At 69.4% G+C, this 10,212-nt stretch carries 6 protein-coding genes and 1 other RNA gene; 4 read left to right on the forward strand and 3 right to left on the reverse strand.

Annotated elements, in window-relative coordinates; genetic code table 11:
* The 4 genes from JGS39_RS35160 to JGS39_RS35175 form a co-directional block, all read left to right on the forward strand.
* Nucleotides 1–4,729, forward strand: a 4,729-nt coding sequence (locus JGS39_RS35160; protein WP_219573821.1) for a non-ribosomal peptide synthetase, incomplete at its 5' end; no start/stop codon positions are given.
* A 417-nt stretch (nucleotides 4,730–5,146) separates the two neighbouring features.
* Nucleotides 5,147–6,115 (forward strand): ABC transporter ATP-binding protein, encoded by a 969-nt coding sequence (locus tag JGS39_RS35165; protein WP_219573822.1) that lies wholly within the window; start codon nucleotides 5,147–5,149, stop codon nucleotides 6,113–6,115.
* An 18-nt stretch (nucleotides 6,116–6,133) separates the two neighbouring features.
* Entirely contained in the window at nucleotides 6,134–6,937 is an 804-nt protein-coding gene (locus JGS39_RS35170; protein WP_219573823.1) for an ABC-2 transporter permease, read from the forward strand.
* 326 nt (nucleotides 6,938–7,263) lie between these two features.
* The gene (locus JGS39_RS35175; protein ID WP_219573824.1) at nucleotides 7,264–8,280 is read left to right on the forward strand and encodes an ArsR/SmtB family transcription factor; all 1,017 of its coding nucleotides are present in this window, start codon (nucleotides 7,264–7,266) and stop codon (nucleotides 8,278–8,280) included.
* A 553-nt stretch (nucleotides 8,281–8,833) separates the two neighbouring features.
* Here JGS39_RS35175 and rnpB read toward each other — a convergent pair.
* From rnpB to JGS39_RS35190, 3 genes are all read right to left on the reverse strand, one after another.
* Nucleotides 8,834–9,235: RNase P RNA component class A (rnpB, locus tag JGS39_RS35180), an RNA gene on the reverse strand.
* A 62-nt stretch (nucleotides 9,236–9,297) separates the two neighbouring features.
* Nucleotides 9,298–9,876, reverse strand: coding sequence for a Uma2 family endonuclease (locus JGS39_RS35185; RefSeq protein ID WP_219573825.1), 579 nt, complete (start codon nucleotides 9,874–9,876; stop codon nucleotides 9,298–9,300).
* Between the two features lie 106 nt (nucleotides 9,877–9,982).
* Nucleotides 9,983–10,212 (reverse strand): TetR-like C-terminal domain-containing protein (locus JGS39_RS35190; protein WP_219573826.1); only part of this gene is annotated, 230 nt, incomplete at its 5' end.

Raw genomic sequence — 10,212 nt, forward strand, 5'->3', positions numbered from 1 at the left:
CACCACCGCCCGCACCGCCATCACCGCAGGCCCCCGCCCCACACACATCCCCCTCTCCTTCGCCCAGCAACGCCTCTGGTTCCTCCACCAGTACGAACCCGGCAGCTCCCTCTACAACATCCCCATCGCCCTCCGCCTCACCGGCGACCTCGACACAGGCGCACTCCACACCGCACTCACCGACGTCGTGGCACGCCACGAATCCCTGCGCACCCTCTTCACCCAGAACACCGACACCACCGACCCCCACCAGGTCGTGCTCGAGGAAGCACAGCCCAGCCTGGCGACGGAGCGGGTGGCCGAAGGAGACCTCGCGACACGGATGTCCTCAGCGATGTCGTACGGGTTCGATCTGGCGGCGGAGATCCCCCTGCGGGCCACGTTGTTCGAGACCGGCACGGACGAGTACGTACTGCTCCTGGTGATGCACCACATCGCGGCGGACGGATCATCGCTCGCTCCGCTGGCCCGGGATCTGACGACGGCTTACGCGGCACGGGTCGAGGGACGAGCCCCTGCCTGGGCCCCGCTGCCCGTGCAGTACGCGGACTTCACCCTCTGGCAGCGCGCCAACCTCGGCTCCGAGGACGACCCCGGCAGCCAGCTGTCGCAGCAACTGGACTACTGGCGGCAGACGTTGGCCGAACTCCCGGCCGAGCTCGAACTGCCCACCGACCGGCCTCGGCCGACGGCACCCTCCCACCGGGGCGGGGCTGTCGAGTTCGACGTGCCGAAGGAACTGCGCGAGCGGGTGGAGGAGGTGGCGCGGGAGAACCGGGCCAGTGCGTTCATGGTCGTGCAGGCGGCTCTCGCCGTGCTGCTGTCCCGGCTCGGTGCCGGTACCGACATCCCGATCGGCTCGCCGGTCGCGGGCCGCACGGACGACGCCGTCGAAGACCTCGTCGGCTTCTTCGTCAACACCGTCGTCCTGCGCACCGACCTCTCCGGCGACCCCACCTTCGCCGAACTCCTCGGACGCGTCCGCCACACCGACCTCGCCGCCTACGGACACCAGGACGTGCCCTTCGAGCGGATCGTGGACCTGCTCAATCCGGAGCGCTCGGCCGCCCGCCACCCGCTGTTCCAGACGGTGCTGAGCTGGAACAACGATGACGACCGGGCAGCGCTCGCGGCCTCGGCGGAACTGCCCGGCCTGACCGTGTCGGCCGAGAGCACTGCCACCGAAGGGGCCAAATTCGACCTGCTGTTCTCGTTCTCCGACCAGGACGAGGCCACCGGCGGAGAAGGACCGGCCGGCCACGGGGGGTATGCGGGCCACATCGGCTACAGCAGCGACCTGTTCGACCACGACACGGTCCGGATGCTTGCCGAGCGACTCATCACGGTCCTCGCGTCGCTGGTCGCGGACCCGATGCGTCCCGTCGGTGAGACGGTCGTGCTCGGAACGTCCGAGCGACAGCGCATGCTGGGCGAGTGGAACGACAGCGCGCGTGAACTGCCGGCCGGCTCCCTGCCGGAACTGTTCGAGGCGCAGGCGGCGCTCCATCCGGACGCGGTCGCCGTCGTGTTCGGCGACACCACGCTCTCGTACGCCGAACTGAACGCGAAGGCCAACCGCCTCGCTCACCGGCTCGGCACGGGCCTGGCCCCCGAGGCGCGGGTGGGAGTGCTCATGGAGCGCTCAGCCGACCTCGTCGTCGCCCTGCTGGCGGTGGCCAAGGCGGGCGGGGTCTACGTGCCGCTGAGCACGGCCTATCCGGACAGCAGGATGCGCTGGATCCTCGGCGAGACCGAGGCGGCGGTGCTGCTCACCGATGAGTCGCTGCGGTCACGGGCGCGGGAAGTCGCCGGGACCGCTTCGGTACTCGTCCCGGGCTCCTCTCCGGCGTCCACCGGCCCGGCCCGGGACGACGACCCGGGGCTCGCCGTCCAGCCGGACCGGCTGGCGTACGTCATGTTCACGTCCGGCTCCACGGGCAAGCCCAAGGGTGTCTCGGCGACCCACGCCGATGTGGCGGACCTCGCGCGCGACCGGCGCTGGCTGGGCGGTGTGGTGGACCGGGTGCCGCTGCACTCGCCGCACGCCTGGGACGGGTCGACGTTCGAGCTGTGGGCGCCGCTGCTCAACGGCGGCCGGGTCGTGGTCGCGCCGCCCGGGGACCTCGACATCGAGGCCCTGCGCCGGCTCGTGGTGGACAACGGGATCACCGCGCTCTTCCTCACCACGGGCCTGTTCGGGGTCCTGGCGCAGGAACACCCCGAGTGCCTGGCGAGCGTCCGGCAGGTGTGGACCGGCGGCGATCTGGCCTCGCCCGCGGCGATGCGCAGGGTGCTCGACCACTGCCCGTCGACCAAGGTCGTGCACGTGTACGGCCCGACCGAGACGACGGTGTTCGCCACCAGTCACGAGGTCGGTGCCGCGGATGTGGACGGGCAACGAGGCGGCGTCCCGATCGGGCGGCCTCTGGACAACATGCGGCACTACGTCCTGGACGAGTCGCTGCGGCTCGTTCCGCCGGGCGTGCCGGGTGAGCTGTACATCGCGGGCGCCGGTCTTGCACGGGGGTACTGGCGACGTCCGGACCTGACGGCGGAGGGCTTCGTCGCCGACCCGTTCGGTGCTCCGGGGACCCGTATGTACCGCACGGGTGACCTGGTCCGATGGAGCAGCGCCGGTCTGGTGGAGTTCATCGGCCGGGCCGACAGCCAGGTCAAGGTCCGTGGCTTCCGTATAGAACTCACCGAGATCGAGTCGGCGTTCACCGCGAGCGGATCGGTGAAGCAGGTCGCCGTGGTCGTACGGCAGGACCGGCCGGGTGACAAGCGCCTGGTGGCGTACGTCGTGCCGGCGGCCTCGTACGCTCCGCAGGAGTTGCGTGCACAGCTGGCGAGGACGCTGCCCGACTACATGGTTCCGCAGGTCGTCGTGGAGCTCGACGCGCTGCCGCTGACCTCGGTCGGCAAGCTGGACCGCAAGGCGCTGCCGGTGCCGGAGTTCACCGCGGCGCCGGCGGGAAGGGCGCCCCGGACCGGGCACGAGGAGTTGCTGTCCGGGCTGTTCGCCGAGGTGCTCGGGGTGGCCGAGGTGAGCATCGATGACGGGTTCTTCGACCTGGGCGGCGACAGCATCATGTCGATCCAGCTGGTCAGCCGGGCCCGGAAGGCGGGTCTGGTGATCTCGCCGAAGGACGTCTTCGAGCGGAAGACGGTGGCGGCCCTCGCCGAGGTCGCGACGGAGGGCGCCGGTTCGGTCCGGGCCGAGGAGGCCGGTGCCGGGGTGGGCCCGCTGCCCGCGACGCCGATCATGCACTGGCTGGCCGAACGCGGCGGCTCCATCGACCGGTTCAACCAGTCGACGGTGCTGCGGGTACCGGCCGGCCTCGGCCTGCCGCACCTCCACGCGGCCGTGCAGACGCTGCTCGACCACCATGACGCGCTCCGGATGCGGGTGACGGAACCGGCAGGTCCGGCCCAGGCGCCGGACGCCTGGGACTGTGCCGTCGCCGAGCCCGGGGCGGTCCCCGCGATGTCGGTGGTCCGGCGCGTGGACGCGCGGGGCCTGGACGGTGCCGGGCTGGAGTCGGTGTACGCCGCCGAGGCGGATGGCGCGGCGGACCGGCTGGCGCCGGCGGCCGGGATCATGCTTCAGGTGGTGTGGTTCGACCGGGGCCCGGAGGTGCCCGGCCGGCTGCTCCTGGTGGTCAACCACCTGGTGGTGGACGGAGTTTCCTGGCGCATCCTGCTGCCCGACCTGGTGGAGGCGTGGGAGGCGGCCGTGGCCGGCCGGGAGGCTGGGCCCGCACCGGTCGGCACCTCGCTGCGGCGCTGGTCCCAGCGGCTGCGGGAAGAGGCGGTGGCGCCCGCGCGGGTGGCGGAGGCGGACCTGTGGGCGTCCATGGTCGCCGACCCCGAGCCCCTGCTCGGCTCGGCTGCGCTGGACCCGGAGCAGGACACCCACAGCACCTCGCGGCGGATCGAGCTGAGGCTGCCGTCCGAGGTGACCGGGCCTCTGCTGACCTCGGTCCCGACGGTCTACAACGCCGGGGTGAACGACGTGCTCCTCGCGGCGTTCGCCTGGGCGCTCTCCGAGTGGCGCGACCAGGGCCGGGGCCGGGCGTTCCTGGTGGACCTGGAGGGCCACGGCCGCGAGGAGGATGCGGTGGGCGGTGTGGAGCTCTCCCGCACCGTCGGCTGGTTCACCAGCATGTACCCCGTACGGATCGGCACCGGGACGTTCGATCGCGCCGACGCCCGGGCCGGCGGCCCGGCTGCGGGGACGGTCCTGAAGCGGGTCAAGGAGCAGCTGCGAGCCGTACCGGACGGCGGCATCGGCCACGGGCTGCTGCGTTACCTCAATCCGGGCACCGCACAGCGGCTCGCCTCGGGCACGCGTGCCCAGCTCGGGTTCAACTACCTGGGCCGGTTCGCGGCGGAAGGCGGCGCCGACGGGGAGTCCGTGTGGGGCCCCGAGCCCGGCGTCCGGGGGCCTTCCGGAGAGGCGGCGGAGGCTCCGCTCGCCCACGTCGTCGAGCTCAACTCGTTCACGGCGGACGGGCCGGAGGGTCCGTGTCTCGTGGCGACGTGGACGTGGGCGCGACGGCTGCTGGCCGAGGAGTCCGTGGAGGAGCTCGGCCGGCTGTGGTTCCAGGCCCTGGGGGCTCTGGTGGAGCATGCCGAGCGGCCGGAGGCGGGCGGCCTGACGCCGTCCGACGTGGCGATGGCGGAGATCACGCAGGAGGAGATCGACGAGTTCGAGGACCTTCTCTGACGAGGCCCTCGGCAAGACCTCCTCCAGCAGGGTCGTAGCGCTCGCGCGCAGGACCCGGGGCGGGGACAGGCACGGTGTACGGGACAGCCCGGCACCGCGCCCGTCCCCGCCCCTTTCCCGTACGAGGACCTCGTGAGGGGACCTCGCGGTCGCGGAACTCGCACCACGGACCTCGTACGCGGACGTCGCACCGCGCCACTCGCACCGCGTACACGGACCTCGTACCGAGCAACTCGTACCGCGGACCTCGTACCGCGGACCTCGTACGTGCAACTCGCACCGCGCAACTCGTACCGCGGACGGACTCCGGGCTCTCTGTCGAAAGTCGTAGTGCCGCAGTGCCGATCGGCACAAGACCTGTCCTCGCGGCCCCCGTACGGTCGTTGACATGCAAGGACCCCTGAGGACGGACGGGCAATGATCACACTGCGTGGAGTGACCAAGCGCTATGACACGGCAGTGGCCGTGGACCACCTGGACCTGGAGATCGCATCGGGCAAGGTCACGGGATTCCTCGGCCCGAACGGCGCAGGCAAGTCGACCACCATGCGCATGATCATGGGCCTGGACCGGCCGACCGCCGGCGAGGCCCTGATCAACGGCAAGCGCTACGCGGACCTCACTCACCCGCTGCGTGAGGTCGGGGCGCTCCTTGAGGCGAAGGCACTCCACCCGGGGCGCAGCGCCTACAGCCACCTGCTGGCGATGGCGCGCAGCAACGGCATTCCGCGCAAGCGGGTCGAGGAGGTCCTGGAGACCGTCGGCCTGGAGAAGGTGGCCAAGAAGAAGGCCGGGTCCTTCTCGCTGGGCATGGGGCAGCGTCTGGGCATCGCGAGCGCGCTGCTCGGCGATCCTCAGACCCTGCTCTTCGACGAGCCGGTGAACGGTCTCGACCCGGACGGGGTCCGCTGGGTAAGGGAGTTGATGCGGTCGCTGGCCGAAGAGGGCCGGACCGTCTTCGTGTCGAGCCACCTCATGAGCGAGATGCAGCTCACGGCCGACCACCTGGTGGTGATCGGCAAGGGCAAGCTCCTCGCCAACGACACGATCGACCAGGTCATCGCCCGTAGTTCACTGACCGCCGTCCGGGTCCGGACGCCCGACAGCCGGGGCATGGACGACCTCGTCGCCCGCCTCGACGAGCTGTCCCTGGAGATCCAGCGGGACTCGGAGCACGAGATCCTGGTATCCGGGTCGTCCGTGGAGGCCATCGGCGACATCGCCTTCCAGATGAACCTCAGGCTGCACGAACTCCGCGTAGTCGAAGCCTCGCTGGAGCAGGCGTACATGGAGATGACGGCCAGCAGCATCGAGTACAAGTCGTCGAAGCCCGTGACCGCGGGGGTCGCCCCGCAGCAGGGCCAGCAGCAGGAAGTCGAGGCCTGAGTCATGTCGAGCGCAACCATGAACACCACAGCATCGAGCACGGCCTCGGGCACGTCCTCCCACGGCCGCGGCCAGACCATCGGCGCGATCGCCTCGGAGTGGACCAAGCTGTGGTCCGTCAAGGCCACTTGGTGGTGCCTGGCCGGTTCCTTCGCCCTCATGGCCGTCTTCGCGCCGGCCCTCGGCACGAGCATCGCGAACAGTTACCGCAGCGACGGCGACAACACCGACATCCCGATCGCCCACCCGCCGGTACTGGCGATCAACATGGTACAGTTCGCGGTTATCGCTCTCGCCATGCTGGCGATCACGGCCGAGTACTCCACGGGCAGTATCCGTTCGACGCTGCAGTGTGTGCCGCAGCGGGGCCGGATGCTGTTCTCCAAGATCGCGGTGATCGCGCCCGTCATGTTCGTGGCCGGCACGCTGATCGCCGCCGTGGGCACCGCCACCACCACGCCGTTGCTGTTCGAGTACGCCGACACGAACCTCGGCAAGGCAGTCCCGACCATCCTGGCGACCGGTGCGTACATCGCGCTGATGGGCATCTTCGCCATCGGCGTCGGAGCGGCCATGCGCAGCGCCGTGGGCACGCTGACCACGGTCTTCATGGTCCTGGCCGGCCTGCCGGGCGCACTGGCCCTCTCCAGCAGCGACTTCACCAAGAAGATCCTGGACTACCTTCCCTCCATCGCGGGTCAGCACCTGATGGACGGGGACGCCGAGCCCTACGGCCGGATGGGTGCACTGCTGGTGGTCCTGATCTGGACCGGCGCCGCAGTGGTCGCCGGGTACGTCGTCCTGCACAAGCGGGACGCCTGAGCTGATGGCGGTGGCTGTTCCCCCGGCGGCCATCGCCATCTTTATTCCCGTATTACAATGCACGCTTCTCATATCACGAACACCACCCCCCAGGCAATCTCTTTCACTCCCGGCTAAAGCAAGCATCTCACTGTGCGGAACCGTTTCAGGCTTGCTATTTTGAAGCCGGTTTCGAGTTTTCAGCCATGGCTTGGCTGCAATCCGAAGCCGAGTTGGGTGAATTAGGGCATCGTAGACGATGATCTTGCCGGGGGCATGACATGTTGCGTATCCATTTGAGTCATGGGGATATCGGTAATATACACATGATGGCGACTTTGGGCCCATTGTCCGAAGCCATATTCTCCATCCATCATGTAGGGGGAAAGGCTGAGCCTGAGTTCAAGGAATGGCGGAACCAGCTCGCGCGGAGGATCGGATCCAGCGACGAACTGACCCGTGATGTCCAGATGTTGCGGCGCGCTCCGGATCTCACATGGCTTCTCGGCCCCGAGCGCGACAAGGCGCCGGCCGAACGGAATCCATCGACCGGGCCGAGCAGACGCGAAATCCGGGCCGCCATGGATTCCTTTGCGCACATGTCGATAGCTCCTTATTGGCAGCAGATATTGACCCATCTGACTCTGCAGCGCGAGGCGCGAATGAAGGCGCAGACCGACGGAGGTGAATATCTCCTGAATTCTCTGCACCCGGACGTCCGAATCTCCGGCCGAATTCTTGAACTATCGGCCACCGAGGACGCCGACATAGAGCTTGAGGGCAAGGGACTCCTCCTTGCTCCCTCTTTGTTTCTCGGAGCCCGTCCCGGGGCGCTGCTCCGGAATGTCAAAGGCACCGACGGACGCCCGGTCCTCGTCTTCTCCGCCCAGCCGGACCCCGAGACCTCCCGGGCCCTGTGGAGCCCGCAGGCCAAGGACGGGGAGGCACTGGACGCGCTCATGGGGCGCACCAGGGCGCAGCTCCTGCGCCTGGCGATGACGGGCGGCACCACCAGCGAACTGGCCCAGCAGGTCGGCACGTCGGCCGCGTCCGTCAGTCAGCACACCAGCGTGCTGCGCAAGTCCGGCCTGATCCGCTCCGAGCGGCACCGCAACACCATGAACCACCGCATCACCGCACTGGGTCAGGCCGTACTCAACGGCAGGTCCCAGCCCGCGGCGGTGGAGTCGGTGAGCGGGCTGCCGGACACCTCCTCGGAGCCCCGGCTCCTGGCCAAGCCGACCCCCAAGCCGAACCGGCCGCTGTCCGGCTCACGGCGGGAGTTCGGAGTATCCAGACGTGGCATTCCGAATACTGACGGAGCGTCGGGAAGTTTGGGCAGAGGGTCCAAGATCGTGGCGTGACAATTGAACTGACGCCCGGTCGGTTGCGCGAGAACGACGATCAACCAAGAAGTTGATACCCGGTTTCTCGGCAGACCGCAGCAGTTGGTACGTTCCGAATCGGTCACGCTTGGCGTGGCGGGACGCGAAAGGCTTGAAATCGGAGGAGCGGGTCCGGCCACATCCACTGCGCCGGCTCGCGGAAACCACTCCGGCGGGGCGCGCGGTATACGACTTCCCGCAGAGCAGCAACCCTTTCGGAGGAAATCCGCTGGTAATGGCGGACGATTCGGGCCGTACGCCGGGTATCCCCCTCTGGGGGAGTGATCATGTGGTGACCTGCACGTTTGTCGGAATTCACCGGGCGGCGGTACGCACCGAGAGCGCGTGGAACGATCGCGACAGGCGCCCCGGTCGAGCGCTGTGGACGTGACGGCGCGGTGTCGACGGCATCCCGCCCGCCGCGGGCCGCCGCCGGCGCAGGCCAGAGTCGGCAGGCATCTCCAGCTCCGGAAGCCCTTTCAACTGCTGGGCGGAGCCACGCAACCGCAGGGCGAAGCCGCGCCGAAGGCGGCAGACGAGTCGGGCTGTACGCCGGGTTCTGTCGCCCGGTCGCCTCGCGGCGGCCGGGGAGACGGCCATCCATCTAGGACCGGCATTGCTGCCGGTCTCGTGCGGTCTACCCGCGAACTCGGGCGGGCCGCCCTCGAACGTTCGCGCAGAGCCGTCTTGCGACGGCTCCTCTTGACCTTGCTCCGGGTGGGGTTTACCTAGCCGTCTGAGTCGCCTCAGACGCTGGTGGTCTCTTACACCACCGTTTCACCCTTACCGGGGACCGGAGTCCCAGGCGGTCTGTTTTCTGTGGCACTGTCCCGCGGGTCACCCCGGGTGGCCGTTAGCCATCACCCTGCCCTGTGGAGCCCGGACGTTCCTCGGGAGGGTCCGAAGATCCTCACGCGGCCGTCCGCCCGGCTCGTCTGCCGTGCCGCCCATGCTACCCGGCCGCACGGGGCGGGCCCGACAGGGCGAGTGGACGGCTCAGATGAACGCCCCGGTCTCCAGATCCAGCGCGAAGGGCTCCGGGAGGCGGATCGACTTGCCGAACGGGATCGTGCAGTGCTGGCGGTAGTCGTCCCCCTGCGGGTCGCTGAACAAGGTCACCGAGGACTGCTCACGGTCCACCAGGAGGTAGAGGGGGACGGGTCCCCGGGCGTAGCAGTGCCGCTTGCCCGTGCGGTCGGCGGCAGGCCTGGACGAGGTGACCTCGACGACCAGGGCCACTCCCTCGCACGGCATCCAGGGATCCGCGCCGCGGTACAGGCGCAGCCCGGTGGGGGCGAAGGTGCCGTCGGGGATGACGTGGTTCCTGGGGCGCCCCCCGCCACTGCGCAGCTTCAGCCCCTTGTTCCCGGAGAAGTCCATATCGGTCCGCGCCTTCCTGATCACCTGCTTCATGATCAGGCTGATGTAGTCCTCATGATCCCCGTCCGGCGGCGGCGTCACGACAATCTCCCCCTCGATCAGCTCGGCCCGGAACCCCTCCGGCGTGTCCAGCGCCAGGAAGCCCTCCAGCAGGACCTCCGCCTGCGAGAGCGGTTCGTGCGGCACGGCAGACATGTCACGCCCCTTCCTCGGTCGCTCGCCAGAGTGGGACATCGGGGAATCCGCCGTCCGTGAGATGGGTGTGTTTCCCCCGATCGTGGCACAGGACCGCACGCGGTTGTCAGAGGCGGACCGGGGCGAAGGCCTCGATGCCCGCCGCCCAGGCCGCCGAGACGTCGGCGTCCGTGGGGAAGCGGCCGTTGAGCTCCATCACGACCATCCCGTGGGCGAAGGCCCAGGCCGCCCTGGCGCGTCCCTCGTCGCCGGCCAGGGCGCGGAAGAGCGGGGCCGCGGCGCGCTCCTCCAGGTCCTGCGGGAGGGGGTGGCCGGTGGTGAGGCGGTAGAGGTGGG

Source organism: Streptomyces poriferorum, assembly GCF_019399235.1.
In the GTDB taxonomy this organism is placed as follows: domain Bacteria; phylum Actinomycetota; class Actinomycetes; order Streptomycetales; family Streptomycetaceae; genus Streptomyces; species Streptomyces poriferorum.

Coding starts and splice junctions, on each gene's coding strand:
- JGS39_RS35165 (WP_219573822.1), top strand. CDS start 5,147: ATGATCACACTGCGTGGAGTGACCAAGCGCTATGACACGGCAGTGGCC.
- JGS39_RS35170 (WP_219573823.1), top strand. CDS start 6,134: ATGAACACCACAGCATCGAGCACGGCCTCGGGCACGTCCTCCCACGGC.
- JGS39_RS35185 (WP_219573825.1), bottom strand. CDS start 9,876: ATGTCTGCCGTGCCGCACGAACCGCTCTCGCAGGCGGAGGTCCTGCTG.